The organism is Streptomyces sp. NPDC017246, from assembly GCF_044331325.1.
Taxonomy (GTDB): Bacteria; Actinomycetota; Actinomycetes; order Streptomycetales; family Streptomycetaceae; genus Streptomyces.
The window spans coordinates 459309-484894 of the sequence record NZ_JBIRMW010000003.1 but is presented as its reverse complement, the minus strand read 5'-3'; the positions used below and the strand labels follow the sequence as shown (position 1 = coordinate 484894).

The 25586-nt window shown below is 71.5% G+C and carries 24 protein-coding genes and 1 pseudogene; 16 read left to right on the top strand and 9 right to left on the bottom strand.

Going from position 1 to position 25586, the window contains the following annotated elements:
• Positions 1 to 80 precede the first annotated feature (80 nt).
• From ACH4MY_RS10575 to ACH4MY_RS10515, 13 genes are all read left to right on the top strand, one after another.
• Positions 81 to 1496 carry a 2-hydroxymuconic semialdehyde dehydrogenase gene (locus ACH4MY_RS10575; protein WP_398000400.1) on the top strand — a complete coding sequence of 472 codons (1416 nt, stop codon included), beginning with the start codon at positions 81 to 83 and terminating at the stop codon, positions 1494 to 1496.
• The gene (locus tag ACH4MY_RS10570; protein ID WP_398000397.1) at positions 1493 to 2308 is read left to right on the top strand and encodes a 2-keto-4-pentenoate hydratase; all 816 of its coding nucleotides are present in this window, start codon (positions 1493 to 1495) and stop codon (positions 2306 to 2308) included. Before ACH4MY_RS10575 ends, ACH4MY_RS10570 begins: the two co-directional genes overlap by 4 nt.
• The gene (locus ACH4MY_RS10565) at positions 2305 to 3048 is read left to right on the top strand and encodes a 2-keto-4-pentenoate hydratase (RefSeq protein WP_398000394.1); all 744 of its coding nucleotides are present in this window, start codon (positions 2305 to 2307) and stop codon (positions 3046 to 3048) included. Before ACH4MY_RS10570 ends, ACH4MY_RS10565 begins: the two co-directional genes overlap by 4 nt.
• A complete protein-coding gene (locus ACH4MY_RS10560; protein WP_398000392.1) occupies positions 3045 to 3488 on the top strand; it encodes a RidA family protein in 444 nt (147 codons plus the stop codon). The genes ACH4MY_RS10565 and ACH4MY_RS10560 overlap by 4 nt, the downstream gene beginning before the upstream one ends.
• Positions 3485 to 4057 (top strand): 3-hydroxyanthranilate 3,4-dioxygenase, encoded by a 573-nt coding sequence (locus ACH4MY_RS10555; RefSeq protein ID WP_398000390.1) that lies wholly within the window; start codon positions 3485 to 3487, stop codon positions 4055 to 4057. The genes ACH4MY_RS10560 and ACH4MY_RS10555 overlap by 4 nt, the downstream gene beginning before the upstream one ends.
• Complete coding sequence (locus tag ACH4MY_RS10550) at positions 4054 to 5100, top strand: amidohydrolase family protein (protein WP_398000388.1); 1047 nt, start codon at positions 4054 to 4056, stop codon at positions 5098 to 5100. Before ACH4MY_RS10555 ends, ACH4MY_RS10550 begins: the two co-directional genes overlap by 4 nt.
• Positions 5097 to 6011 (top strand): acetaldehyde dehydrogenase (acetylating), encoded by a 915-nt coding sequence (locus ACH4MY_RS10545; protein WP_398000385.1) that lies wholly within the window; start codon positions 5097 to 5099, stop codon positions 6009 to 6011. The genes ACH4MY_RS10550 and ACH4MY_RS10545 overlap by 4 nt, the downstream gene beginning before the upstream one ends.
• A complete protein-coding gene (gene dmpG / locus ACH4MY_RS10540; RefSeq protein WP_398000383.1) occupies positions 6008 to 7078 on the top strand; it encodes a 4-hydroxy-2-oxovalerate aldolase in 1071 nt (356 codons plus the stop codon). Before ACH4MY_RS10545 ends, dmpG begins: the two co-directional genes overlap by 4 nt.
• A gap of 112 nt (positions 7079 to 7190) precedes the next feature.
• Positions 7191 to 8441 carry a kynureninase gene (kynU, locus tag ACH4MY_RS10535; RefSeq protein WP_398000597.1) on the top strand — a complete coding sequence of 417 codons (1251 nt, stop codon included), beginning with the start codon at positions 7191 to 7193 and terminating at the stop codon, positions 8439 to 8441.
• 179 nt (positions 8442 to 8620) lie between these two features.
• Complete coding sequence (locus ACH4MY_RS10530; RefSeq protein WP_398000380.1) at positions 8621 to 10390, top strand: hypothetical protein; 1770 nt, start codon at positions 8621 to 8623, stop codon at positions 10388 to 10390.
• 97 nt (positions 10391 to 10487) lie between these two features.
• Positions 10488 to 11942 carry an amino acid permease gene (locus ACH4MY_RS10525; protein ID WP_398000378.1) on the top strand — a complete coding sequence of 485 codons (1455 nt, stop codon included), beginning with the start codon at positions 10488 to 10490 and terminating at the stop codon, positions 11940 to 11942.
• 210 nt (positions 11943 to 12152) lie between these two features.
• Positions 12153 to 13055, top strand: a complete 903-nt coding sequence (locus ACH4MY_RS10520) for an NAD-dependent protein deacetylase (RefSeq protein WP_398000375.1) — start codon at positions 12153 to 12155, stop codon at positions 13053 to 13055.
• 196 nt (positions 13056 to 13251) lie between these two features.
• A complete protein-coding gene (locus ACH4MY_RS10515) occupies positions 13252 to 14292 on the top strand; it encodes a vWA domain-containing protein (RefSeq protein WP_398000372.1) in 1041 nt (346 codons plus the stop codon).
• Positions 14293 to 14416: 124 nt separating this feature from the next.
• Here ACH4MY_RS10515 and ACH4MY_RS10510 read toward each other — a convergent pair whose 3' ends face one another.
• Positions 14417 to 14620 (bottom strand): cold-shock protein, encoded by a 204-nt coding sequence (locus ACH4MY_RS10510; protein ID WP_398000369.1) that lies wholly within the window; start codon positions 14618 to 14620, stop codon positions 14417 to 14419.
• A gap of 221 nt (positions 14621 to 14841) precedes the next feature.
• Here ACH4MY_RS10510 and ACH4MY_RS10505 point away from each other — a divergent pair, with 221 nt between their 5' ends.
• Complete coding sequence (locus ACH4MY_RS10505) at positions 14842 to 15204, top strand: hypothetical protein (protein ID WP_398000366.1); 363 nt, start codon at positions 14842 to 14844, stop codon at positions 15202 to 15204.
• Positions 15205 to 15338: 134 nt separating this feature from the next.
• On the opposite strand, the gene ACH4MY_RS10500 is transcribed toward ACH4MY_RS10505, so the two are convergent.
• Entirely contained in the window at positions 15339 to 16856 is a 1518-nt protein-coding gene (locus ACH4MY_RS10500; protein ID WP_398000363.1) for an IPT/TIG domain-containing protein, read from the bottom strand.
• Between the two features lie 239 nt (positions 16857 to 17095).
• Here ACH4MY_RS10500 and ACH4MY_RS10495 point away from each other — a divergent pair, with 239 nt between their 5' ends.
• On the top strand, positions 17096 to 17992 hold the full coding sequence (locus ACH4MY_RS10495; protein WP_398000361.1) for a hypothetical protein: 897 nt from the start codon (positions 17096 to 17098) through the stop codon (positions 17990 to 17992).
• Between the two features lie 185 nt (positions 17993 to 18177).
• Here ACH4MY_RS10495 and ACH4MY_RS10490 read toward each other — a convergent pair whose 3' ends face one another.
• The 4 genes from ACH4MY_RS10490 to ACH4MY_RS10475 form a co-directional block, all read right to left on the bottom strand.
• Positions 18178 to 18939: a class I SAM-dependent methyltransferase gene (locus tag ACH4MY_RS10490; RefSeq protein WP_398000358.1), complete on the bottom strand. Its 762-nt coding sequence runs from the start codon at positions 18937 to 18939 to the stop codon at positions 18178 to 18180.
• Positions 18940 to 19049: 110 nt separating this feature from the next.
• Positions 19050 to 19730 carry a hypothetical protein gene (locus tag ACH4MY_RS10485; protein ID WP_398000594.1) on the bottom strand — a complete coding sequence of 227 codons (681 nt, stop codon included), beginning with the start codon at positions 19728 to 19730 and terminating at the stop codon, positions 19050 to 19052.
• Between the two features lie 149 nt (positions 19731 to 19879).
• Positions 19880 to 20194, bottom strand: coding sequence for a hypothetical protein (locus ACH4MY_RS10480; RefSeq protein ID WP_398000356.1), 315 nt, complete (start codon positions 20192 to 20194; stop codon positions 19880 to 19882).
• Positions 20195 to 20589: 395 nt separating this feature from the next.
• The gene (locus ACH4MY_RS10475; protein WP_398000353.1) at positions 20590 to 21192 is read right to left on the bottom strand and encodes a TIGR03086 family metal-binding protein; all 603 of its coding nucleotides are present in this window, start codon (positions 21190 to 21192) and stop codon (positions 20590 to 20592) included.
• 642 nt (positions 21193 to 21834) lie between these two features.
• On the opposite strand from ACH4MY_RS10475, the gene ACH4MY_RS10470 reads away from it, so the two are divergent.
• Positions 21835 to 22467, top strand: a complete 633-nt coding sequence (locus ACH4MY_RS10470; RefSeq protein WP_398000351.1) for a maleylpyruvate isomerase family mycothiol-dependent enzyme — start codon at positions 21835 to 21837, stop codon at positions 22465 to 22467.
• 235 nt (positions 22468 to 22702) lie between these two features.
• On the opposite strand, the gene ACH4MY_RS10465 is transcribed toward ACH4MY_RS10470, so the two are convergent.
• The 3 genes and pseudogenes from ACH4MY_RS10465 to ACH4MY_RS10455 all read right to left on the bottom strand — a co-directional run bounded on the left by ACH4MY_RS10465 (position 22703) and on the right by ACH4MY_RS10455 (position 25584).
• Positions 22703 to 23449, bottom strand: a complete 747-nt coding sequence (locus ACH4MY_RS10465; RefSeq protein ID WP_398000349.1) for an SDR family NAD(P)-dependent oxidoreductase — start codon at positions 23447 to 23449, stop codon at positions 22703 to 22705.
• A 52-nt stretch (positions 23450 to 23501) separates the two neighbouring features.
• Complete coding sequence (locus ACH4MY_RS10460; RefSeq protein WP_398000346.1) at positions 23502 to 24665, bottom strand: serine aminopeptidase domain-containing protein; 1164 nt, start codon at positions 24663 to 24665, stop codon at positions 23502 to 23504.
• A pseudogene (locus tag ACH4MY_RS10455) lies at positions 24662 to 25584 on the bottom strand (zinc-binding dehydrogenase). Before ACH4MY_RS10455 ends, ACH4MY_RS10460 begins: the two are co-directional and overlap by 4 nt.
• Positions 25585 to 25586 lie beyond the last annotated feature (2 nt).

Here is a 25586-nt window from a genome sequence, read left to right as displayed (position 1 = left end):
AGCGCATGATACCGGCACACGCCGGGGCCCAGATCCGAATCCCCGGCCCGGCAACGGAGGTCTGCAAGGTGCGCTCACCTGTGCGGCATTACGTAGGGGGCGGGTTCGACGCGTCGGGCGTCCCGTTCCCTCTCATCGACCCGGCCCGCGGGACCGTCGTCGGCGAAGCGCCTTCGGCTCCACGGGAAGTGGTCGACCGCGCGGTGGGCGCGGCACGGAAGGCACTGCGCGGCCCGTGGGCGACCTGGAGTCCGGTGGACCGTTCGAGGCTGCTCCACCGGATCGCGGACGGCATCGAGCGGCGCTTCGAGGAGTTCGTCACCGCCGAGTGCGCCGACACGGGGAAGCCCCGCGAGCTCGCCTCCACGGTCGACATCCCGCGTGCGATCGCCAACTTCCGTGCGTACGCGGACCTCTTGGCCGGGCGTGGTGAGCGGTCGTGGCACACGACCACCCCGGACGGCCGTGGCGCGCTGAACTACACGGTGCACAAGCCGCTCGGCGTGGTCGCGGTGATCTCGCCGTGGAACCTGCCGCTGCTGCTGCTCACCTGGAAGGTGGCCCCCGCCCTGGCCACGGGCAACACGGTGGTCGCCAAGCCCTCCGAGCTGACCCCGGGCACGGCCTGCCTGCTGGCCGAGGTGATGGCGGAGGCGGATGTGCCGGCAGGGGTCTTCAACCTCGTCCACGGCGGGGGCGCGGACGCGGCCGGGCAGTGGCTCACCGAGCACCCGGGGGTGGACGCGATCGCCTTCACCGGGGAGTCGCGCACCGGCGGGACGATCATGCGGGCCGCCGCCGCGCGGCTGGCCCCGGTCTCGTTCGAGCTGGGCGGCAAGAACGCCGGGATCGTCTTCGCCGACGCGGATCTGGAGCAGGCCGTGGCGGGCACGCTCCGCTCGTCCTTCACCCACAGCGGGCAGGTGTGCCTGTGCACCGAGCGGGTGTACGTGGAGAGGCCGGTGTTCGACGCGTTCGCCGAGGCGCTGGCCGCCGGCGCCCGGGCGTTGAGCGGGTACGGCCCGATGGTCTCGGCGGCGCACCGCGACAAGGTCCTGGGCTACCTCGACAAGGCCGCGGCCGACGGCGACGTGCTCGCGGGGGGTGGGACACCGTGCTTCTCCGATGACCGGGACGGCGGCTTCTGGGTGGAGCCGACCGTGCTCGCGGGGCTTCCCGAGGACCATCCGGCGGTACGGGAGGAGATCTTCGGCCCCGTCGTCCACCTGGCGCCGTTCGACACGGAGGAGGAGGCGCTGACGCTCGCCAACGCCGGGCCGTACGGGCTGGCGGCCACGGTGTGGACGGGCGACGTGAGCCGGGCGCACCGGGTCGCGCCCGCGCTCGACGTCGGGATCGCCTGGGTCAACACCTGGAACCTGCGTGACCTCCGTACCCCCTTCGGAGGCGTGAAGGCCTCAGGGATCGGCCGTGAGGGCGGCGACCACTCCCTCGACTTCTTCTCCGAGCCGATGAATGTGTGCGTGAAGCTGTGAGCACGGTGGACCAAGCGGTGGCGCAGGCCGCCGAACGCCTCGGCAGGGCGCGCCTGACGGGCGTTCCCTGCGACCCCGTCCGCGACGTGCTGCCCGCCGGGGACCTGGCGGCCGCCTATGCCGTCCAGACCGTCCTGGGCGACCGCCGGCTCGCGGAAGGGCGTCGGGTCACGGGCTGGAAGATCGGTCTGACCTCGGCCGCCGTGCAGGCCCAGCTCGGCGTCGACACGCCGGACTTCGGCCGTCTGCTGGACGACACGGCGGTGCCCGACGGCGGCGAGATCCCCTGGGGCACGGTGCTCCAGCCCCGGGCCGAGGCCGAGGTCGCCCTGGTCCTCGCACACGACCTCACCCACGAGCGGCACACCGTGGCCGATGTGATCCGGGCGACCGCGTTCGCGCTGCCCGCCGTCGAGGTGGTGGGCAGCCGGATCCGTGACTGGGACATCTCGGCCGTCGACACGATCGCCGACAACGCGTCCAGCGGCGTGTACGTCCTGGGCACCCGTCCCGTACCGCTGCGGGAACTCGATCTGCGGACCGTGGGCATGGTGCTGGAGCGCCGCGGCGAGCCCGTGTCCACCGGGGCGGGCGCCGCCTGTCTGGGGAATCCGCTGCACGCCGCCGTGTGGCTGGCCGACACGCTCGTGCGGCTCGGGCACCCGCTGCGGGCCGGGGACACCGTGCTCACCGGCGCGCTCGGCCCCATGACGACCGTCGAGCCCGGTGACGTACTCGAAGCACGTATCGACGGCCTCGGTTCGGTGCGCGCGGCCTTCGGGCGCGCCGACCGGGAGGGAGACACCCGATGAACATCACGGCACTGGCCGCGGCGCTCGACACGGCGGCGCGCGACGGCCGTCCGCTGGCCGGCGGCGGCAGCGGTCTGAAGGACACCGGGGAGGCGTACGCCGTCCAGGACGCCCTGGTCGCCCGGCGGCTGGCCCGCGGCGAGCGGATCACCGGCTTCAAGCTGGGCTTCACCAGCGCGGCCAAGATGCGGCAGATGGGTGTGTCCGACCTGATCCACGGGCGGCTGACGGACCGGATGGAGATTCCCGACGGCGGACGTTTCGACGCCTCCGGACTGATCCATCCCCGGGTCGAGCCCGAGGTGGCCTTCCTCCTGGGCGACACGCTGCGCCCCGGCGGCGACCCCCTGGCGGCGGTCGCGGCCGTGGCCCCGGCGCTGGAGGTCATCGACTCCCGCTACGACGGTTTCCGCTTCTCGCTTCCCGAGGTGATCGCCGACAACACCTCCGCCGCGGGCTACGCCGTGGGGCCCTGGAGCGCTCCGGGCGACCTGGGCAACCTCGGTGTCCTGTTGGAGCTCGACGGGCGCCTGGCCGAAACCGGTTCCACCGCGGCGATCCTCGGGCATCCGCTGCGGGCCCTCGCCGCCGCGGCACGGCTCGCCGGTGCCCTGGAGCCCGGCACGGTGATCCTGGCCGGTGCGGCGACCGCCGCCGTACCTCTGCCGCCCGGGACGCACGTACGCGCCACGGTCGCCGGCCTCGGCTCCGTCCGATTCACCACCGGGGAGGACGCGTGATCGTGCCCGGCGCCGCCCCGCCCCGCGGCCGGTTCCCCCACTTCCGGCGCGCGGGCGACCTGGTCTTCGTCTCCGGTACGAGCGCGCGCCGTCCCGACGGCACGTTCGTCGGCGCGAGCGCCGACGCGATGGGGGTCACGGACCTCGACATCCGCGCCCAGACGCGGGCCGTGCTCGACAACATCGCGCGGCTGCTGGCCGCGGCGGGCGGCGGCCTTGAGGACCTGGTCTCCGTCACCACGTACCTGGTCGGCATGAACGACTTCCGCGGCTACAACGAGGTCTACGCCGAGTACTTCGACGAGAGCGGTCCGGCCCGCACCACCGTCGCCGTCCACCAGCTTCCCCACCCGCACCTGCTGATCGAGATCAGCGCCGTCGCGCACATCCCGCAGCACACCGAAGCCCCCCTCTCCCGGAACAAGGAACCGCGCCCATGACCATGAGACCGTTCAACCTCCAGTCCTGGATCGAGGAACACCGCCACCTGCTCAAGCCGCCGGTCGGCAACGTCCAGATCTGGCAGGACGCCGATCTGATGGTGACGGTGGTGGGCGGCCCGAACCGCCGCACCGACTTCCACGACGACCCGATCGAGGAGTTCTTCCACCAGCTCAAGGGCGACATGGTGCTGCGCGTCATGGAGGAGGAGGGGAGCCCGCCGCGCGACATCCACATCCGCGAGGGTGATGTCTTCCTCCTCCCGCCGCACGTGCGGCACTCCCCGCAGCGGCCGGAGGAGGACAGCGTCGGGCTGGTCGTCGAGTTCGCCCGGCCGCAGGGTCAGCGCGACGCCTTCGAGTGGTACTGCGTGGAGTGCCACCACCTGGTGCACCGCAGCGAGGTGCAGCTCACGTCCATCGTCGAGGACCTTCCGCCGGTGTTCGACTCCTTCTACGGCGACGAGGCCGCGCGCACCTGCGGCAACTGCGGCGCCGTGCACCCGGGCAAGGACTGGCCGGCGGAGCTGCGTCCGCGCACCCGCCGCGACGAGGCGGGCGGCGCATGACCGTCGTCGACATCCACGCCCATGTCTTCCCGGAGATCGGCCGCGCCGAGTCGCGGCGGCTCACCGGCTGCGACGACGGCCCATGGCTGCGGACCACGGACGGTCCGGACGCCGGGATGATGATGGCCGGGTCCGCCGAGTACCGGCCGGTGCGCCGCACCCTGTGGGACCCGGCGGAGCGCGTCGCCGACCTGGACCGGCTCGGCGTGGACATCCAGGTGCTGTCCAGCACTCCGCTGCTCTTCGGCTACGGGCTGGAGTCCGGGCGCGCCGCCGACTGGTGCCGTACGGTCAACTCCCGTCTCCTCGCGTACGGTTCGTACGCCCCGCAGCGGCTGGCCCCGCTGTGCCAGGTGCCGCTGCAGGACACCGAGGCGGCCTGCGCCCTGCTCAGCGAGGCGATGGGCGAGGGGTTCCACGGCGTCCACATCGGCAACCACCTCGGCGACCGCGATCTCGACCACGGCGCACTGCTGGAGTTCCTCACGCACTGCGCCGAGGAGAACGCGGCCGTCCTGGTCCACCCCTGGGACCTGCCGGCCGGTCCGCGCTTCTCCCGGTACATGCTGGCCTGGCTGGCGGGCATGGCCGCCGAGACCCATCTGACCATCCTGTCGCTGATCCTCTCCGGCGCCTTCGAACGTCTGCCGGCCTCGCTGCGGCTGCTGTTCGCCCACGGCGGCGGCAGCTTCCCGTACCTCCTGGGCCGGGCCGACAACGCCTGGCACCGCCGTGATCTCGTCCGCGCCGACAGCCCCCACCCGCCCTCGCACTACACCGAGCGCTTCTCCGTCGACTCCGCCGTCTTCGACCCCGGCGCGCTGCGCCTGCTCGTGGACGTGATGGGCGCGGAGCGGGTGCTGCTCGGCTCGGACCATCCCTTCCCGCTCGGCGAGGAGGAGATCGGGCGGCTGGTGCGGGAGAGCGCGCTCACCCCCGAGGAGACGGAGGCCGTCCTCGGCGGCAACGCCGTCCGCTTCTTCGGTCTCACCCCGCTGCTCGCCGCGGCCGGCGGGACCCCGCTCAAGGAGGCCGTCCGATGAAGGCAGCCGTGATCGGATCGGGCAACATCGGCACCGATCTCCTCATCAAGATCGTCCGGGGCGGGGGGAACGTCACCGCCGCCGCGATGATCGGCATCGACCCGGAGTCGGAGGGGCTCGCACGGGCCCGCCGGCTCGGGGTGCGGACGAGCGCGGACGGTGTGGCGGGGCTGCTGGCCCTCGACGACTTCGCCGACATCGACATCGTCTTCGACGCCACCTCGGCAGCCGCCCACCACCGCAACGCGGCCGCGCTCGCACCGCACGGCAAGCGGATCGTCGACCTCACGCCGGCGGCCCTCGGCCCGTACGTCGTCCCTCCCGTCAATCTCGACGAACACCTCGACGCCCCCAACCTCAACATGGTCACCTGCGGGGGCCAGGCCACCGTCCCGATCGTCGCCGCGGTCTCGGCGGTGACACCGGTGCACTACGCGGAGATCGTCGCCTCGATCGCCTCGCGGTCGGCGGGCCCGGGCACCCGGGCGAACATCGACGAGTTCACCGAGACCACCGCCCATGCCCTGGAGCGGGTGGGCGGCGCTGCACGGGGCAAGGCGATCATCGTGCTCAACCCGGCGGAGCCGGCGCTCCTGATGCGCGACACCGTGCACTGCGTCGTCGACGACTGCGACACGGACCGGGTGACCGCCTCCGTGCACGCGATGGCCGCCTCCGTCGCCGCGTACGTGCCCGGCTACCGGCTCAAGCAGGAGCCGCAGTTCCGGGCACTGCCCGAAGGAGACCCGCTCACGCGGCTCGCCGGGGGCGGGCGGCTGCTCGTCTCCGTCTACCTGGAGGTGGAGGGCGCCGCCCACTACCTCCCGGCCTACGCCGGAAACCTCGACATCATGACCTCCGCCGCGCTGCGCACCGCCGAGCGCCTGGCCGAACGGAGTCCGGCCCGATGACCTCGGTCTACGTCCAGGACGTCACCCTTCGCGACGGCATGCACGCCGTGTCGCACCGCTACACCCTCGCCCAGGTGCGGGCCATCGCGGCCGCCCTGGAGGCCGCCGGCGTCGACGCCGTCGAGGTCGCCCACGGCGACGGCCTCTCCGGCTCCTCCGTCACCTACGGACCCGGCGCGCACACCGACTGGGAATGGCTGGAGGCGGCGGCCGAGGTCCTCGACCGGGCCAGGCTCACCACCCTGCTGCTGCCCGGTGTCGGCACGGCCGGCGATCTGCGCCGCGCCCACGCCCTCGGGGTCACGTCCGTGCGGGTCGCCACCCACTGCACGGAGGCGGACATCTCCGCCCAGCACATCGGACTCGCCCGGGAGCTGGGGATGGACGTGGCGGGCTTCCTGATGATGTCCCACATGGCCCCTCCGGCCGAACTGGCCGCCCAGGCAAGCCTCATGGAGTCGTACGGCGCGCACTGCGTCTACGTCACGGACTCCGGCGGCCGGCTGACCATGGACGGGGTACGGGACCGGGTCCGCGCCTACCGCGACGTCCTCGACCCGGCCACCGAGATCGGCATCCACGCCCACCACAACCTCGGTCTGGGCGTGGCCAACAGCGTCACGGCGGTGGAGGCGGGCGCGTACCGCGTGGACGCCTCGCTCGCGGGCCAGGGCGCCGGAGCGGGAAACGCGCCGCTGGAGCCGACGGTGGCGGTCTTCGACCTGATGGGCTGGGAGCACGGCTGCGCGCTGTTCCCGCTGATGGACGCGGCGGAGGAGCTCGTACGGCCGACGCAGGACCGGCCCGTACGGGTGGACCGGGAGACGCTGACCCTGGGCTACGCCGGGGTGTACTCCAGCTTCCTGCGGCACGCGGAGGCCACCGCCCTGCGGCACGGCCTCGACACCCGGGACCTGCTCGTCGCGGCCGGCCGGCGGCGGCTCGTCGGCGGGCAGGAGGACCTGCTCGCGGACATCGCGCTGGACCTCGTCCGCGACCGTGCCACGCCCGCGCCCGCCGTGGCCGCCGCCCCCTTTCCCGCCGCCTCTCTCGCACCGACGGAGTGACCTCGTGCCGACCGGAACACCGCTCGACAAGCCCACCGGAACACCCCTCGCAGACACCGCCGGAAGAACGCTCGCAGAGCTCACCGCGACACCGGCCGAACACGCGGCCGCGGTGGACGGTGCCGACACGCTGGACGGACGGGCCGCCGCACTCGACGATGCCGACCCGCTCGCGCAGGTCCGGGACCGCTTCCTCCTCCCCGAGGGGGTCGTCTACCTCGACGGCAACTCCCTCGGCGCCCTTCCCGCCGCCGTCCCCCCGGCCGTCGAGGACGCCGTGCACCGGCAGTGGGGCACCGACCTGATCCGCTCCTGGAACGCCAACGGCTGGTGGGAGGCGCCGGTTCGGACCGGCGATGCCATCGGCCGGCTGATCGGCGCGGCCCCGGGCCAGGTGGTGGCCGGGGACTCCACCAGCGTCCAGCTGTTCAACACCCTGCTCGCCGCCGCCCGGCTGCGACCCGGCCGACGGCTGCTGCTGACGGACCCCGACCACTTCCCCACCGACCAGTACATCGCCGACTCGGTGGGGCGACTGCTGGGCCTGGAGGTCAGCCGGGTGCCCGCACGCGAGGCCGCCGCGGTGCTGGTGGCCGAGGGGGCGGACGTCGCGGTCGCCGCGTACGCCCCGGTGGACTACCGCACGGGCGAGCTGTACGACATGGCCGCGCTCACCGCCGCCGCGCACGCCGCGGGGGCCCTGGCGCACTGGGACCTGTGCCACGCCGCGGGCGCGCTGCCGATCGAACTCGACTCCGTGGAGGCGGACTTCGCGGTCGGATGCGGCTACAAGTATCTCTCGGGCGGTCCCGGCGCCCCGGCCTTCGCCTACGTCGCCGACCGCCACCAGCAGGCCTTCGACCACCCCGTCACCGGCTGGCACGGGCACGCCGAGCCGTTCGCCATGTCCGGTACGTACGCCCCCGCCGAGGGCATCACCCGGGCCCGCATCGGCACCCCGGCCCTGCTCTCGCTGGTCGCCCTGGAGGCCGCGCTGACGGCGTACGACGGAGTGGACATGGAGTCCGTACGGGCCAAGAGCCTCTCCCTGACCGGGTTCTTCCAGGAGTGCGCCGACTCCCTCCTCGACGGTCTCGGCTTCACCATGGCCACCCCGCGCGAGCCCGGGCGCCGCGGCAGCCAGGTCGCCCTGCGGCACCCGGAGGCGTACCCGCTGGTCGCCGCGCTCACCGCGCGCGGGGTCATCGGCGACATGCGCGCCCCCGACCTGCTGCGCTTCGGTTTCAACGCCCTCTACCTCACGCACGCGGACGTGCTGCACGCCGTGCGCGAGCTCCGGGACATCGTGACCACGGGCGCCCATCCGGCCGCCGTGCACCAGCAGCGCCCGACGGTCACCTGACCGGTTCGCACGCCCACCCGCTCGCGCGATCCCCGAGGTCACCGCACCCGCCCGACCTCCGCGCGACCGGATCCACGCCGGTCGGTCCTCTCCGTGCCGGCGGGCCGCGCCGCACTCCCCCGCGCCCGGCCCACCCTTCGCACGTCCACTCTCCGCCGCCGAGACACCTAGGACAGTCCATGCGATCCCTGCGCACCCGAGCGACCCTGGCCACGGCAGTCGCCGCAGCCACCGCCGCGACCCTCCTCGTGCCGGGCAGTTCCGGCGCCACCAGCGCGGCCTCCACCGCCGCCGATCCGAACATTCCCGACGTGTGCGCCGACCGACGCCCCGAACCGGCGGACCCCGGCGCGTACGGCATGCAGCTGGACGACACGTTCCGCCACCCCGCCCTCACTCCGGTCGACGAGGAGCACGAGCACTCCTTCCCCGGCCGCGACAAGGAGTACGACGCCCGCTCGTACATCAAGAACATGAAGGTCGAAGCCGCCTACGAGGGCGCGGACTTCACCCCGGACTACTTCCACACCTGGCAGAACATCGTCGACTTCGACGGTCGCCGCTACATGTTCCAGTACGACCGCTCCGAGGGTCGTGTCTACGACATCACCGACGTGAAGAAGGTCAGGGTCGTCGAGCGGATGACCCGCCAGGACGTGGACGGCGACGAGACGAAGGCCAACGGCGCCTGGGCGGCCAACGACTACTGGGGCGCCTCCACCATCCAGTGGAACAAGAAGCTCGACGCCTACGTCATGGTGCAGAGCTTCGAGGACAAGCGGCAGATCCAGGAACTCACGGACGACCCGGCGCACGACAAGTACAACAACCCGGAGGGCGTCAGGAAGCTGCGCGAGAAGCCGGGGCTCAAGGGCTTCAAGGTCTTCCGCCTCGACGGCCCGCGCAAGAAGGACTGGAAGCTCCTCGCGACCGTCTCCACCGACGCCACCCAGAAGGACCCCCTCAGGAGCGACCCCGGCACGGCGCAGCAGGGCTCCGGCTCCCTCGACACGCCGTACTGGACCGGTCAGCGGTACATGTTCATCGCGACGGCGCCCGACGACACCTACTCCGGCACCGAGTACCCCACCAACCTGCACTCGGCCGGCTACCAGTCCTGGGACATGGCCGACCCGGCCCACCCCCGGCTCCTCGACACCTGGCACCTGCCGGGCCAGCGGACCGGTGAGGACGCGGCGTACCGCAAGAACCCGCGCTGCGGCAACCGCACCAGCTGGATGGGCGCGCGCATGCCCCTGTTCATCCCCAAGCCCGTCGAGCAGGGCGGGCGTTACGCGTTCGCGGCCATGGGCGGCTACGGCCTGACCGTCCTCGACATCTCGAACCCGGCCGATCTGAGGACCGTGAGCCACCTGGACCTGCCGCCGTCCGTCTCGGGCACAGAGGGCGACAACATCGACGTCTCGCAGTACGAGAAGACCGGGATCGTCTACTACTCCGGCTACCCCCTCACCGAGGACTGTTACGAGCCGTACAAGGACGTCTACCAGATCGACGCCAAGGACCCGAAGAACCCCCGTGTCGTCGGCGTCCTGCCCCGTCCGACCCCGCCCCCGTCGGCCGGCTTCACCGACTACTGCCAGCGCCGCGGCAGCTTCGGCCCCAAGCGCACCGGCTCCTACACCAACCCGGGCCGGCACACCCCCGGAGTGCTCGGCTACGGCTTCTACAACGCGGGCGTGCAGTTCTTCGACGTCTCCGACCCGGCCGCGCCGAAGATCGACGCCTACTTCGTCCCGAAGGCGTACGGCAGCGGGACGCCGGACTACGCGTACGGCAACCAGACCCACGGCGTGTACGTGGAGTGGGACCGCAACATCGCGTGGGTGCTGACCAACCACGGCATCTACGCGCTGTCCTCGCCGAAGGTGCTGGGCAAGCCCGACCTGAACCGGCCCGAGAAGCCCTTCCGCACCAGCGAGTTCTGATCTCCGAACCGGACGGGGGCGGCGACACGAGCCGCCGCCCCCTCGCCTTCTCCCACCCCAGCAGCCACTCCCCCACCCGCACAGAAGGACACCCGCCATGGCCGCTCCGGAAAGACCCGCCCAGGCCCCCGCGTCCCCTCCCGCCCCCGCCGCGCCTCCCGGCGTCAACGGCGAGCCGCCGAAGGGCACGGGCCTCGTCCGCTCCCTCACCCACCGCCAGACGACGATGATCGGCCTGGGCTCCGCACTCGGCACCGGGCTGTTCCTCGGCTCCGGGTCGGCGATATCCGCCGCGGGACCCGCGGTGATCATCTCGTACGCGATCGGTGCCGTCCTGGTCGCGATCATCGCGGTGCTGCTCGGCGAGATGTCCGCCGCACACCCCGTGCAGGGCTCGTTCGGCGCCATCGCGCACACCTACCTGGGCCCGTGGGCCGGCTTCGTCACCCGCTGGATGTACTGGTTCAGCGCGGTCGTGGTCATCGGTACGGAGGTCGTCGCCTCCGCGCTCTACATCCGCTGGTGGTGGCCCGGCGTGCCGATGTCGGCGGCCATCCTCGCGATCGCGACGGTGGTGCTCGCGGTCAACATCATCAACGTCAAGTCCTTCGGCACCACCGAGTTCTGGCTGTCCACCATCAAGGTGACCGCGCTCTGCGCGTTCATCCTGTGCGCGGCGCTCCTCGTCTTCTTCGGCCTGCCGGACACCGAGGCCACCGGCTTCGCGCACCTCACCGACGACGGCGGGTTCGTGCCGCACGGTGCCAAGTCCGTCTGGATCGCCATGTCCGTGGTGATGTTCGCGTACGCCGGATTCGAGGTCGTCGCCATCGCGTCGGCCGAGGCGACCGACCCGCAGCGCTCCATCCGCACCGCGATGCGCCAGCTCGCCTGGCGGCTCAGCGTCTTCTACGTCCTGGCGATCACCCTGGTCGTGGCCCTGATCCCCTGGCAGCGCCTGGCCGCCGGTGACGGCAGTGTCGAGGCGAGCCCGTTCGTGCGGGTCTTCTCCGACATCGGCGTACCCGCCGCCGCGACCCTCACCAACCTCGTCGTGCTCATCGCGGCCGTCTCCGCCGCGAACGCCCACCTGTACGGCGCCTCCCGCCTCCTGCACTCCCTCGGCGACGACGGCCTCGCCCCGGCGCCCCTGGCCCGCCTCACCTCGCGCGGCGTCCCGGCCAACGCCCTGGCCGCCTCCACCCTGGGCATCGCGGCCGCCGCACTGCTCGCCTTCTACGACGTCGGCGGCATCTTCGGCATCCTGATGTCGATCGCCCTCTTCGCCGTACTGCTCGTCTGGCTGCTGATCCTCGCCTCGTACGTCGCCTTCCGGCGCCACCGGGACGCGCATCCCGAGGAATTCACGGGGTTCACCATCCCGGGAGGCAGCAAGCTCGCACTCGTGGCCGGGGTCGGGGTGCTTGCCGTCGCCGCCACCGCGGTCGAGGTCCCGGACATGCGGCAGGCGGCCGGCATCGGTCTCACCTTCACCGTCGTCCTGCTCGGCTGCTACGCCCTGACCGCCTTCCGCCGGGCCCGACGGACCTGACCCGACGGGCCTGACCCGACGGACCTGAGGAACGGCGGGGCGGTGATCCGACCCCGTCGTCGCCGAGAGGAGGCGCGCGAGCGCCCGGCGTCCTCGCTCCTCCTCTGACACCCGGCCCGGCCGGTGGAACGGCGGCAGCCTTCCACCGGCCGGGCTCGCCCAGTCCCCGAGAGCCCACCCTTAGGGCGGACACTTCCGTACCCTTGCGGTATGCGTATGCGCCCCACTCTGAGCTGGACTCCCACCGAGGACGTGCTGCCGGGAACCACGGACCTGGGTCCGGTGGCCGATGCACTGGGCGCCGGCGGTGTGCTGGTGCTCAGCGGGGCGGGCATCTCCACGGAGTCGGGAATCCCCGACTACCGGGGCGAGGGCGGGAGCCTGAGCAGGCACACACCGATGACCTACCAGGACTTCACCACCAGCGCCCAGGCCCGGCGCCGGTACTGGGCTCGCGGCCATCTGGGCTGGCGCACCTTCGGCCGTGCCCGGCCCAACGCCGGGCACCGGGCGGTCGCCGCGTTCGGGCGGCACGGTCTGCTCTCCGGTGTGATCACCCAGAACGTCGACGGGTTGCACCAGGCCGCCGGCAGCGACGGCGTCGTGGAACTGCACGGAGGCCTGGACAAGGTCGTCTGCCTGTCCTGCGGCACGTACAGCCCGCGTCATGTGCTCGCCCAACGGCTGGAGGAGGCCAACGCGGACTTCCAGCCCGTACCCGCCGGGCTGAACCCGGACGGGGACACCGATCTCACCGACGAGCAGGTCGGGGACTTCTTCGTGCTGCCCTGTACGGCGTGCGGCGGCATCCTCAAGCCGGATGTGGTCTTCTTCGGCGAAGCCGTACCCCCGCACAGGGTCGAGCACTGTCGCGACCTGGTCCGTGGCGCTGCCTCGCTGCTGGTCCTGGGCTCCTCACTGACGGTGATGTCCGGGCTCCGGTTCGTCCGCCAGGCGGCCGAGGCCGGGAAGCCCGTGCTGATCGTCAACCGTGACCCCACCCGCGGCGACCGGCACGCGGCAACCCGTATCTCGCTCCCCCTGGGACCGTCGCTCACCACCGTGGCCGACCGGCTGGGCATCTCTGTAGACAAGCCGACGAAGGCCGAGTGACGACATGGCGGCGTGTCGGCATGCTGACGTGCCGACGTGCCGACGGGCCGACGGGCCGACGGCATGTCGCCCGCAGTGTCGACCGAGTCCCGTTCCGAACCCTGCCCGGGAGCCGCACCCCGTCCGGAAGACAAGATCGATTGTCAGTGGTGGGTGAGACGGTAGAGGCATCGAGTCGGAACGAGGGGGAGCCGTCATGTCGGGAAACCAGAACTACATCAATCACGTCGCTCTTGTGCTGGACGGCAGTTCGTCGATGTCGCACCTGAGCCGCAAGGTCGTCGAGGTCGCCGACCAGCAGATCGCGTATCTCGCCCGCCGGTCACGGGAGTTGGACCAGGAGACCCGGGTCACGGTGTACGTCTTCGCCGACAAGGTGGAGTGCGTGATCTACGACAAGGACGTGCTGCGGATGCCGTCGCTGAAGCAGCTGTACCGGGTCGGCGGCATGACGGCGCTGCTGGCGGCCGCGCTGAAGTCCCAGCGGGAGCTCGCGCAGACCGCTCAGCTGTACGGCGACCACAGCTTCCTGACGTTCGTCCTCACCGACGGCCAGGAGAACGCGAGCCACCGCTGCCCGGACTCCCCGACCAGGAACCGGCGTGAACTGGTCGAGGCCGTGGCCGAGATGATCGCGACGCAGGAGGACAACTGGACGCTGGCCGTCCTCGTGCCGGACCAGACGGGCAAGCGCGAGGCCATGCAGGGCGGCTTCCCGAAGGACAACATCGCCATCTGGGACGCCACGAGCGCACAGGGCCTGGAGGAGGCCGGGCAGGTCATCCAGGAGGCCACCGAGAAGTTCATGGTCGGCCGCACCAAGGGCATTCGAGGATCCCGGGCGGTGTTCTCCACGGGCGCGGAGGCCGTGAACAAGGACACCGTCAAGGCGGCCGGTCTCACCCCGGTCGACGCGTCGAAGTACCAGCTGATCCCGGTGGCTCGCGACGCGGCCATCCGGGAATGGGTGACCGAGAGCGGCCACACCTACCGTACCGGCGGCGCGTTCTACCAGCTGAGCAAGCCGGAGAAGATCCAGGCGCGGAAGCAGATCGCGGTACTGGAGAAGAAGACCGACCAGGTGTTCACCGGCCCTCAGGCCCGGACCCTGCTCGGCCTGCCCGACGCGGAGGCCCGAGTGAGGCCCGACCAGAACGACGACTTCACGATCTTCGTGCAGAGCACCAGCGTCAACCGGAAGCTCGTGCCGAACACGCGCCTCCTCCTCATGCACTGACGCCACGCCGGTCACGGCGACGTCGCCGTGACCGGCTCGGCCTTGGGCTGATTCGGTGGCGAGACGCAGACAGCGCCCGCACGTGGTGGGGCGCTGTCGTGAGCGAGATGAGCCGGCTGGCGACTCAGGCGCGGATGATGTTCTCCGCCTGCGGGCCCTTCTGGCCCTGCGTGATGTCGAACGTCACGACCTCACCCTCGGTGAGCTCGCGGTATCCGTTGCCCGAGATGTTGGAGTAGTGAGCGAAGACGTCCGGTCCGCCCCCGTCCTGGGCGATGAAACCGAAACCCTTTTCGGAGTTGAACCACTTCACGGTGCCGCTGGCCATGCTCGTCCCTCTGGTCAATCCAGCAACGGTCCGGGTCCGGACCATCGCAGCACCCCTTCTACGAGGTGCCTCTCCGGTCATCCCCCAACTCGTGCGTCTCTACACTCACCAGTCCGATCTTGTTACAGCACTCGTCCGGACGCCGACGGCCACGACCGGTCGCAGCGATCGCCGACTCTCCGCACGATTACCGATTACCCCTGGTCAGATAGGGTGCCGCAGTGACCGAGACCCTGCCTTCCGACGTAGCCGACGTGCTTGAGGCTGTCCTGGACGCGGACAACCCGGTTCATGCGGCGCTCCGTCGGCAGGTCCCCCATCTCAGTGTGAGTGGCCGCTGCACCTGTGGGTGCGGGACCGCCTACTTCGAACTCGACACCAGCCAGGTGCAGCCCGCGCCCGGCACTTCCGGCACCGCCGTGGCGGCTGAGGCGCCGCTTTTCACCGAAACCGGTGAGTGCCCCGGTGAGGTCCTGGTCTTCGCGCACGGCGGCTACCTGTCGTGGCTGGAGGTCTGTTCATGGAGCGACGACATCGAGGTGACACTGGCCGCCGCCCGCCAGTGGCTGCGGCCGCGCTCCTGACCCGTACCGACCCGTATGAGGCGGTGGGTACGCGGTGGGGACGAGTTCCACCACCAGGGCTCGCTCAGGTGTCGGCGGTCCCGAAGGCAAGCCGCTGGCGGGGCCGGCGTCACGCCCCGGGGTCAGGAACCGGTTCAGCCCCCGTGTACCTCCAGATAGGTGAACTCGTCCGCAGGGTTCGCGGGGGACGAGTAGCCGTTCGAGAGGACGGTGATGTCGACGGTCGCGGACTTGCCGACGGCGATGGTCGGGCTGGGCGCCTTGACGAGCAGCTGTGCGGGACCGGAGTCGAGGACCTCGGCGAGGTTGTCGCCGAAGTAGACCTGGACGTCCGAGCCGAAGTTGAGGCCGTTGATCTGCACTTGGTCGAGGGCCCGGCCGGTGTCCGGGCTGATGCCGGTGACCACCACGGCCGCGTTGCCGCCGTAGGAGAACTGGCCGCGCGGGACGGCCGGGGAGGTGCCCAGGTTGCTGGTGACCCGGATGTCGACCACGCCGACGCCCTCCGGTGCCCAGACGGCCATCACGTCGTCCCGGAGGACGTAGTCCCGGGACATCGGCACAGTGCCGAAGTCGACCACGACCCCCTGCTCGAACCCACTGCCGACGACCTCGACCGGGCCTCCGGCCCTCCCCACGGGGGTCACGACGGTCACCACCGGCCCCGCCGGCACGTCAGGCGCGCCGAGCAGGCCCAGATAGGTGGAGTTGGCGTGCTGGAAGGCCACCTGTCCCATGAAGTCCTGGAGCGACTTCTTCACCACGTCGGGGTCGACGGGTTCGTAGTGGAAGTTCAGCGCGTCGTCCTTGCCCGGCTGGACGTAGACGTGCGGACCGGGGAGGCCGACCAGCGCCGAGATGACCGCCTTCACATCGGTGTCCGCCGCCGGACCCGGATCGGGGTACCACTTCTTGGTCGCCACGAGGTCGTTCCAGGCCTGCGGAATCATGTCGTTGCTGTTGTAGTGGCGCTCGTTCGTCTGCCACTCCAGGGAGTCGACGTAGGCGGCGAAGTCCGCTCCGCCGGCGGTGGGGGCGGCGAAGGTGTGCAGCTCGAAGTTCGGCTTCCCGTTGGGCCAGGTGAGCGTCTGGAGGTAGGGACCGACCATGGTCGCGATGCAGCCGCCCAGGCTGTGTCCGGTCACGTAGACCGTCGGGTTCGGCTGCGCCCGGCTCAGGGCGGTGGTGAGCGCCTGCGCCAGGGTGACACCCGCCGTGTTCATGGTGACGACCTCGGTGAAGGCCTTCATCGCGCCCTTGGAGACCGAGACCGGGGACGGCATTCCGACGAGGTCGAGCGGGACGACCGTGCCGACGTCGAGGTCCTCCAGCAGATCGGGCATGTTGCCGACGGTGCCGCGGATCACCACGGCGAAGGAGTTGGAGCCGTCGGTGTTCGTGGCGACGTAGGCCAGGTTGGCATTGCCCGGACTCACCCCAAGCCAGGAGAGGACCCACGTGCCCTGGGTCGCCAGCGAGGTGTCGGCCAGTTGGAGGTTGATGCCGAGCCCGATCCGGGTGCTGTGCTCCGCGAGGGTCTCGCCCGAAGGGCGCGGGGTCGCGGCGGTCGCCGCGATCGCGGAGAGCGTCATGGTCACCTGTGGGACGGTCGGCGGGTTCACGTCGGCGGACTGGTTCGGATCGGTCGCCATGCTCGCTCCTCTGGGGGTCGCCCGGTCCGGCCGGAGCAGGTTCATCGCCACGCTACTTTTCGCCGGCCGATCCCATGGGGAGGCGGGTCCCGGGTTCACGCGATCGGGCCCGCAACCGGCCTGCAACCCTTGGCATGGGGGTTTCCTGAACTGGAAGACTGCTGCGGACAGCAGAAGGACGTTCGGGACGAGGGGACCAAGTGATGACGTCGTACGGCCGACGGGCAAGGCGCACCGTCGTGGGCATCGCGCTCGCGGGAGCACTCACGGCGGGGCTCGCCTCCTGTGGCGACGGGACCGGCGACGCGAAGCCGGACGGTCGGCTCTCCGCCGCACTTGACGGCATCGCCCAGAACGCGGCGGGCGGGTACCTGACGTACTGGGACGTGAAGGAGTCGCGTCGGCTCCTCGGCGAGAACAAGGAGCTGTACGCGACTCTCGACGGATACGGGATCGCCGAACTGGCCCAGTCCCGGTACGAGAGCGCTCCGGCGCGCACGGCGCACGGATTCGACGAGACCGACGTGGACACCTCGGTCCAGCTCCCGGCGCAGGCCGCCCGGCTGACCGGACGCTTCGACGTCGCGGCGGTCACCGGTGCGCTGAAGAAGCGCGGGTGGACGGAGGAGAAGACCGACGGCGGGGTCCTGCTCCGTGAAGAGCCCGCGCAGGTGGCTGTCTCGGCCTCCGTCCGGTCGTCCTCGTTCGCCCGGGACGGCGGCCTTCCGCCCCTGGCCGCGCCCGAGCGGTCGGTCGCGGACGATGCGGCGTACCAGGCCGTCGTCGGCTGCATCGGCGAGGACGCCTATCACGCCACCTTCTATGGGAAGGACCCGAAGAGCCGGCTTCCCGGCCTCACCCTCTTCGCCATCGGCGCCCGCGCCGGTGACGACGGCGCGTCGCGGGAGCGGCTGTGCGCCCTGACGCAGTCCACCGAGGCGGCCCGCGGTGTCGCCGACGCCCTGAAGACCAAGACCGCCAAGGGCGAGAGGTTCGCGGGCGCCACCGTCGAAGTGAGCGGCGGGGAGACTCCCATGGTCACCATGGAGTGGGCCAACAGCACCGCGTCCGGGCTGCGCCCCGGCTCCCAGAACCAGACGGCCGAGCTGCCCCGGCTTCTCATGCCTCCACGCTGAGCCCACCGGGGCCGCTGAGCCGCTGAGCCGCTGAGCCGCTGAGCCGCTGACAGGATCCCGGGGCCTCCGGGCCCCACCTGATCGTGCACCGGCTTGGCGCGGCCACGTACAGCCGTCCTTCCGGCATGAGTCCCGAGAATCCATCCCTGTCCACCGGCCCACCTGCCCACTGCGCCGGTCTGCTGTCAGACGGGCTTGCGGGCCTCGATCAGGAAGCGTGTCGTGTGGGCGACGAAGGGGCCCTCGCCCTCGATCCGTTCGTGCAGTTGGCGCAGCCGGTCCCGGTACTGGTCGACGGTGAAACCGGGCACCATCCAGATCACCTTCCGCAGGAAGTAGACCACCGCGCCGACGTCGAGGAACTCGGTACGAAGGGACTCCGAGCGCACCTCCACGACCTCCAGTCCGGCCGCCTCGGCCGCACGGCGGGCGTCGTCGGGGTGCCGTCCGCGGCGGACCTCCTCGGGCTGCGGGCCGAGGAAGTACTCGACCAGCTCGAAGACGCTGGCCGGGCCGACCTGCTGGGAGAAGTACGTGCCGCCGGGCGTCAGTACCCGGGCGATCTCCTGCCACCACACCGTCACCGGGTGCCGGCTGACCACCAGGTCGAAGGCCTCGTCGGCGAACGGCAGCGGCGGCTCGTCCTCGTCGGCGACGACCACGGCCCCGAGCGGGTGCAACAGCCGGGTGGCCTTGGCGACGTTCGGCGGCCAGGACTCCGTGGCGACCGCCAGCGGCGGAAGCTTCGGTACGCCTGCCAGGACCTCCCCTCCCCCGGTCTGGATGTCCAGGGCAACCGAGGCCCGTGCCATCCGCTCGCCCATCATGCGCTGGTAGCCCCAGGAGGGCCGCTGCTCGGTGGCCCTTCCCTCCAGCCAGGAGAAGTCCCAGCCCTCCGTAGGGGCCGCGTCCGCCTCGGTGATCAGGTCCTCAAACGTTCGTGCCATTCCTGGATCGTCTCAGGTCGGAGAGCGAACTGTGACCGAGCGCTCCAGTCGGCCCGTCCGGCCGGCGAGGAACTCAGCCGGGGACGGAGCGCCAGGCGGTGCTCCGGGAGTCAGCCACCATTGAGGCCCCACTCGTCGAGTCCGCTGTAGACGTGGGCCTCCAGGCACTGGGGTGCGGCCATGCTGACGGCTACGCCGCGGTAGACGGCGATGAGCGAGTCCTTGCCCCGCCACCAGGTGTCGGTGAGGCCCTGGACCTCAGGTACCGGCTCGTACCCGTCGAGGTCCACCGCGTCGACGGCGGCACCCCTGATCTTCGTGACGGCCTCGGCCCAGTACCCCGCGTGGTGGGCCAGTGCCAGGGACTCCACCCACCCTTCTGTGGAGGCGTGCAGCGGTGTCCAGCGCTCGCCGTGGATCCCGAACTCGCCGCCCGACCCGATCATGAATCCGTAGGCCATGGACATCCGACAGTCCCCGGCCCCGAACAACCAACCGTCTGCCGCCCAGTCCTCGGGAACATCAGCGTCCAGAAAACGGGGGCCGCCCTCGTACGCCGGGGCCGGCGGCAGAGCGACCCCGCCCCAACGGTCCTGGAAGGCCATGGCCCGGTCGATCTCCGACACCGGTATCCCGTGCTTGAGCCAGACGTCCCGGTGACCCCGTATGTCCGGCCGAGGCACGTGCAGCCCGTGCACCTCGACGAAGGAACGGGCCCTGCGACTCAAGCCTTCAGGCGTCAGACGCGCGCGTGCGTCCTGCGACACGGCCGCCGTCGGGGGCGGGGGCATCTGCGCCCCAGGGCGGTCCGCGCCGCAGCACGAGCAGGTGAATCCGCGATCATCGGCCATGGCGTGCAGCCTAGTGACGGTATTCGGCGTCCCCACCGACGCCCTGCCTCGACCCCGGCGCACCCTTACGGACACCAACGGTCGGATCCTCAGAGCGAGTCGTCGTCCGAGTCCCGTGCCCACTGTTCCCGCGGGCGCAGACCGGAGAGGATCCTTCGGGCCTCTTCACGGACACCGGGGCTCTCGTCCGCGGTCAGCTCGTGCAGCTGTTGGACGAGCCTGTCCGCGCCTGCGGTCGTCATCCACTCGGGGTCGCAGTCCAGGGCAGCACCGAGCTGATCAAAGGTCGAGAGTGCGGCAGCCTCGCTGACGGCCAGCAGCACACAGCGGAGCCCGGCGGTGTCCTTGCGCGCGAGCAGGGCCTCGGCCGTCTCCTGAATGACCCCGGAGTCTCGGGGGTCCAACAGGAGACGGTGGAGGACGTCTGCCACTTCGCCGATCTCCTCCAATGCCGCGAGCCGCCGACCGACCGCCGTACGAACGAACCACTCCGAAGAGTCAGCGTCCTGAACGGCCGCGCTCAGCTCTTGATCACCGAAAGACACCATGCCGTCAGCCTGCCAGGAAGACCGCGGTTCTCCGTTCGAATTACTGGCCGAACTCGACGTTGCCCGATGCATGACGTACTCCCACGCCTGCAAAGAACCCGGCTGCCCAGTCCGCACCGCCCACAACCGGCTACGCCGGGACTGCCGCCGCAAAACCGAGTGCGCGCGCGGGGGCCGCGGCCCCCGCCGCCGAAGTCGTTGGCTTCGGCGGCGGGCGAGGGCGCGGGGGTGGCCGCGGCTCGTGTGCTGCGTCACCGGGCCGGCGGTGGTGCCCAGCCCGGGTCGCGCCCGCTCAGTCCGACTGCCCGATCCAACAGCGGGGCGTCCTGCGGCACGGACACCACGGGGCCGAAGATGCCGCCGCCCCGGTCGTCCTCCTCGGCCGCCGCCAGCAGGAACGCGTGCGACGCGTGCAGCGCGCCCTGATCGGGGACGTACTCCTGGCCGGTGGCCCGGGCCAGGTCCCAGCCATGGACCACCAGTTCGTCGATCACGACCGCACCCGCGATGTCGCCGGGCAGGTCCACGCCACCCGCACGGGTCATGCCCGTCCAGGCGGCCGGATCCCGCCAGGCTTCGGCCAGTTCGCCTAGGACCCGTGGCAGTGCCTCGCGCCAGTCGGCCGGGAGGGTGGGCAGGGCCGAGTCCGGTGCGGTGTCCGTCGTGTGTCCCAGGTCCTTGCGGGCGGCGTCACGGAAGGCGACGGCGAGGCCGGTGAGATGGCCCAGCAGCTCGCCGACCGCGTAGTCGGGGCAGGGCGTACGGTCGGCGAGCCGATCGTCGGGGACTCCTGCCGCGAGACGCGCCACAAGCCGGGTCTGCGGTCCGAGGTCGAGAGTCGTCGTGTCGGTCATCTGCGGCTCCTTGGGAACGATGACGGGGGCGTTGAAAGGTAGACCGGTGACGGGGCCAGAACTCATCGGACGACAGGCCCCTGATTCGTCGAGGCGCCGACGGCCGGGGCGGGGCGGGCCTGCCCGGCCGTGGACAGGCCTGTCCCACACGCACCTCACCAGAGCGTCGACCGTCGCCCCCGCCCGTCGACCCCAGCCGGCGCCGTTGGGATCGACGCGAGCGGCACCGTCGGCGGGAACCTTCAGCCTGGCAGCTGAAAGGCGCAAAGCTCGGTATCCGGTTCACCGGGCACGTCGGGAACGGTTCTCCTTTGCGTGACACCCTCTGACCCGGCGTAAGAGGGCACCAGAGCCGCGCCCTGCGCGCCTGCACGAGGAGCAGCGTGTACCGCCGCACCCTCCAGCTACTCGCCGTGGGGCCGGAGGAGCGCCTCGGGCGCCTCGCGCGGGTGGATGCGAGACGTGCCGTCGACCAGGGCTGGGGTCCAGGTGCGGCCCCCAGCCGTCCGCGTCCTGTCGGCGGATGGCGTGGTGGGCGTGTTCGCGGGGCGCGTCACGGTCACACTGCGCTGACCGGACGATGAGTTCCCGCCGTTTCCGGAGTCCTACCTGGCAGACCCGTGATCGACGAAGGAGATGGCCATGGCCGACGACGTCTGGACGATGGTGCACGCGGAGCGTGCTGCGCTGATCGAAGATCTCGCGCAGCTGGGTGACGAGCAGTGGCGTACACCGTCGCTCTGTGACGGGTGGAGTGTGCACGACGTGCTCGCCCATCTCGTCGATACGGCCCGCACCACGCGCATCGGTTTCGTCATCGGCCTCGCCCGTGCGCGGTTCGACTTCGACCGCCAGAACACCGTCGGTATGGAGCGCGAGCGCGGCGCGACGCCGCAGGAGACCCTGGATCGGTTCCGGAGGGCGGCGTCGCGGACGTCGACGCCGCCGGCGCCGCTCGACAGTCGGCTCGTGGAGGAGGTCGTCCATGGCGAGGACATTCGCCGGCCCCTGGGTCTCCACCGTTCCTATCCGCCGCAGGCCGTCGTGAGATCGCTCCGCCTGCAGACGCGTACGCCGGAGTCGTTCGGCGGAGCCAAGGAGCTGGTGACCCGTGTCCGGCTCACGGCCACGGACACCGACCTGGCGATCGGGTCCGGGCCCGAGGTGAGCGGCCCGGCCCTTTCCCTGCTCCTCGCGGCCATGGGGCGCCGGGCGGCATTCGACGATCTCCACGGGCCCGGCGTCAGCGCGCTGCGCGCCGGTGGCGGGGCGTGACACCCACCGTCGTTCGCACGACGGTCGTGGCTCGTCAGGCTCCCCGTTCCGTGTCCCGTGTCCTGAGTTCCGAATTCCGTGCCCCATGGCCGCGGTGCCGTCCGCGTTCCGAGGCCGCGGTGCCGGTCCGCGTCAGGGGCGAGGCCGCCTCCGCGCCCCGCCCCAGCGGTTCGCACCCCGGTGCGACGTTCGATTCGACGGGACAATGCTGTCCAGGTACGTGCTCCGCAGGCTGTCAGGCCGGTACGGAGCCGATCAGGCCGCCGTCGACGACGAGGTCCTGGCCGTTGACGTAGGAGGCGTCGGACGAGGCGAGGAACGCCACTGCCGCCGCGACCTCCTCCGGGCGTCCGAAGCGCCCGGCGACGATCCGGCCGGTCACCGCCGCCCCCTCCTCAGCGCCCAGCGAAGCGGCCGGGTACATCGGGGTGTCGATGTACCCGGGGCTTATGGAGTTGACGCGGATGGCGCGCGGCGCGAGGCCGGCGGCGAGGGTTCGGGCCAGATTGTGCGCGGCGGCCTTGGTCGCCGAGTAGAGGGTCAGGACGCTGTTGCCCCTGTGGAGGGTCCATGACGCGTTGATGACGATCGACCCACCGTCCACGAGCAGCGGCAGCGCCTTCTGCACGGTGAAGAACACGCCCTTGAGGTTGACGTCGACGGCCTGGTCGAAGTCCGCCTCCGTGATGTCCTCGAAGGGCAGGAACGTACCGGTACCCGCGTTCGCGAACAGGGTGTCGAGGCGGCCGTGACGGTCTCGGACCGTATCCATCAGCTTCGCCACCGCGTCGAGATCGGCGACGTCGGCCACCGAACCCGAGGCATGCGGGCCGAGCGCCTCGACCGCGGCGTCCACTCGTGCGCGGGTCCGGCCGGTGACGACGACGTGGGCGCCCTCGGACACGAGGCGGTGTGCGGTGGCCAGCCCCATGCCGCTCGTGCCTCCGGTGATGAGGACGGTCTTTCCGCTGAAGCGATTCATGCTGGAGTCCTGTCGTATCGGGGTGGACCAGTCGGTGCGGTGCCTGATGCGGTCAGCGCTCGCGTGGTCCGGTCAGCGTCTGTGTGATCCAGTCCGTCAGCAGGGGCAGCCAGTCGGGCCGCGCGTTGCCCAGGAGGTGGTCTCCGTGCGGGACGGACAGGTGGGTGCCTCGCGGTGCGAGACGGGCCAGTGGCTCGCCGTTCGTGACCCCGGGGATGACGTCCTGGCCCCCGTCCACCGTCAGCAGCGGAATCTCGATCCGGGGTGCCAGATCGGCGAGGTCCACCTGGTCGGCGAAGGCGCGTGCCGCGTCGGCCCCGCCGGCGCGTTGGATCAGGAGGTCCCGTACGGGTTGAGGCAGTTCCGCCCAGTCGAGGCGGAACGGACCGCTGACGGTCGCGGTGGCCGCCACCCTGGGCTCCCATGCCGCGGTCTCGGCCGCGTAGTAGCCGCCCAGGCTGAGCCCGACGCGGTTGACGCCGAGCGCGTCGATGACCTGGCCGATCACCTGGTGGTAGTCCGCTCGCTTCGTCGTCGTCGCCTTGAGTGCCCCTTGCCCGGGGCCGTCCATCGCGAACACCGCGAGGCCACGCTCCAGCAGCGCGGCCGCGAGTTCGAGGAACTCCTCCTTCGCCGAGTCCAGTCCGGGTACGACGATCACCGTGCCTCGTGCGTCGGCTGGGCCACGCAACCAACCGGTGAACTCCGCACCGCTCACCCGCCGGGCACCCGGCTCAAGCAGCGTGAGTCCCCTGGCCAGGGCGTCGTCCGCCTCAGCCACGACGTGGTCGGCTTCCTCGACCCCGGCACGGCCCGCCTTCTTCGCCGCGACTCGGCCGGCTCCCGTGACCGCAGCACGGTCGGCTCCCGTGACCGCAGCACACCCGGACGTCTCGACCGCAGCACGCCCGGATGCCTCGACTGCGGCACGGTCGGCGGCCTCCGCTTCCGCCACCCCTGTAGGGCGCGCCCCCTCGTACGGCGACAGCGTCGCCACGTGGAACCACCGGGCCGCCGTCAGCAGATGCTGCCCCGCCGACAAACGGGATCCCGCGCTTTCCGCGCGCCGCACGTATTCGTGTGCGGTCCGCCGGAAGGCAGGGCCCCAGTCGGCGACGGACTCCAGCCTCTCCGTGACCCTCCGGTACTCGTGGGGGTCGAGACCCGCGCCGGTGGCACGGGTCCACTGGGCGGCGGCGTACTCCGAGGCGTTCATCGGTGTGCTCCTGTCGTGAGGACGGCCTTGCCGCGGATGCGGCGCTCCCGCAGGTCGACCAGGGTGTCGGCGGTCTCGGTCCAGTCGGCGATCCGGCCGATCTCGGGGTGCAGTCGGCCCTGTTCCACGAGACGTACCAGGGCCGCGAGGTCGGGGCCGTAGGGCGCACCGGCGTAGTGGAAGTGCTGGATCGTGACGCCTTCGGGTCCGCCCAGGAGCTCGAAGAAGTCGAGGGTGGCCGGGGTGCGGCTCGCCTGGCCGAACCAGATGAGCAGGCCGCCGGCGCGGAGCTTCGAGGCGGCGAGGGGCAGTTGCGGGCCGCCCGTGGATTCCATGACGACGTCGAACGGGCCCTGCGCCGAGGCGACATCGTGCACCTCCTGCGCCGCGCCCAGTTCTGCCAGCCGCTCGCCGCGCTCCGCGCCGGCCGTCACCACGGTGAGCTCGGCGCCCGCCGCGGCGGCCAGTTCGGTGACGTAGTGGCCGACTCCGCCGGAGGCCCCGGTCAGCAGCGCCCGCCTGCCGGCCAGGGAGCCGGCCCTACGCAGCAGGCGCAGAGCGGTGATCCCGCCAGGGGCAGGGCCGATGCCCGTACGCTGTCGATCCCGTCCGGGAGGACGGCGAGCGAGTGAGTGGGGACGGCTGCGTACTCGGCCCAGCCGCCCTGCGGAGGGTGCCCGACCACACGGGTCCCTACGCCGGGACCCGAGCCGTCCGAGGCCGCCTGGACGACGAGTCCCGCGACGTCCTTGCCGGGCATCAGCCCCGAGGGGGCACGTTCCAGAAGGAATGTCTCCCCCCGGTTCAGCGCGAACGCCTCGACTCTGATCAGCACCTCGTCGGGTTCCGGGGCGGGTGGGGGGACGTCGGTGAACTCCACCGGACGCGTCGCTTCCCCCGTGGAAATCAGTCTTCGCATGC

Bases quoted from the DNA above. Each gene is read 5' to 3' on its own strand.
- ACH4MY_RS10490 (WP_398000358.1), bottom strand. From the start codon at position 18,939: ATGGCACGAACGTTTGAGGACCTGATCACCGAGGCGGACGCGGCCCCT.
- ACH4MY_RS10475 (WP_398000353.1), bottom strand. From the start codon at position 21,192: ATGACCGACACGACGACTCTCGACCTCGGACCGCAGACCCGGCTTGTG.
- ACH4MY_RS10545 (WP_398000385.1), top strand. From the start codon at position 5,097: ATGAAGGCAGCCGTGATCGGATCGGGCAACATCGGCACCGATCTCCTC.
- ACH4MY_RS10510 (WP_398000369.1), bottom strand. From the start codon at position 14,620: ATGGCCAGCGGCACCGTGAAGTGGTTCAACTCCGAAAAGGGTTTCGGT.
- ACH4MY_RS10470 (WP_398000351.1), top strand. From the start codon at position 21,835: ATGGCCGACGACGTCTGGACGATGGTGCACGCGGAGCGTGCTGCGCTG.
- dmpG (WP_398000383.1), top strand. From the start codon at position 6,008: ATGACCTCGGTCTACGTCCAGGACGTCACCCTTCGCGACGGCATGCAC.
- ACH4MY_RS10460 (WP_398000346.1), bottom strand. From the start codon at position 24,665: ATGAACGCCTCGGAGTACGCCGCCGCCCAGTGGACCCGTGCCACCGGC.
- ACH4MY_RS10555 (WP_398000390.1), top strand. From the start codon at position 3,485: ATGACCATGAGACCGTTCAACCTCCAGTCCTGGATCGAGGAACACCGC.
- ACH4MY_RS10530 (WP_398000380.1), top strand. From the start codon at position 8,621: ATGCGATCCCTGCGCACCCGAGCGACCCTGGCCACGGCAGTCGCCGCA.
- ACH4MY_RS10465 (WP_398000349.1), bottom strand. From the start codon at position 23,449: ATGAATCGCTTCAGCGGAAAGACCGTCCTCATCACCGGAGGCACGAGC.
- ACH4MY_RS10500 (WP_398000363.1), bottom strand. From the start codon at position 16,856: ATGGCGACCGATCCGAACCAGTCCGCCGACGTGAACCCGCCGACCGTC.
- ACH4MY_RS10525 (WP_398000378.1), top strand. From the start codon at position 10,488: ATGGCCGCTCCGGAAAGACCCGCCCAGGCCCCCGCGTCCCCTCCCGCC.
- ACH4MY_RS10550 (WP_398000388.1), top strand. From the start codon at position 4,054: ATGACCGTCGTCGACATCCACGCCCATGTCTTCCCGGAGATCGGCCGC.
- ACH4MY_RS10515 (WP_398000372.1), top strand. From the start codon at position 13,252: ATGTCGGGAAACCAGAACTACATCAATCACGTCGCTCTTGTGCTGGAC.
- ACH4MY_RS10520 (WP_398000375.1), top strand. From the start codon at position 12,153: ATGCGTATGCGCCCCACTCTGAGCTGGACTCCCACCGAGGACGTGCTG.
- ACH4MY_RS10485 (WP_398000594.1), bottom strand. From the start codon at position 19,730: ATGCCCCCGCCCCCGACGGCGGCCGTGTCGCAGGACGCACGCGCGCGT.
- ACH4MY_RS10565 (WP_398000394.1), top strand. From the start codon at position 2,305: ATGAACATCACGGCACTGGCCGCGGCGCTCGACACGGCGGCGCGCGAC.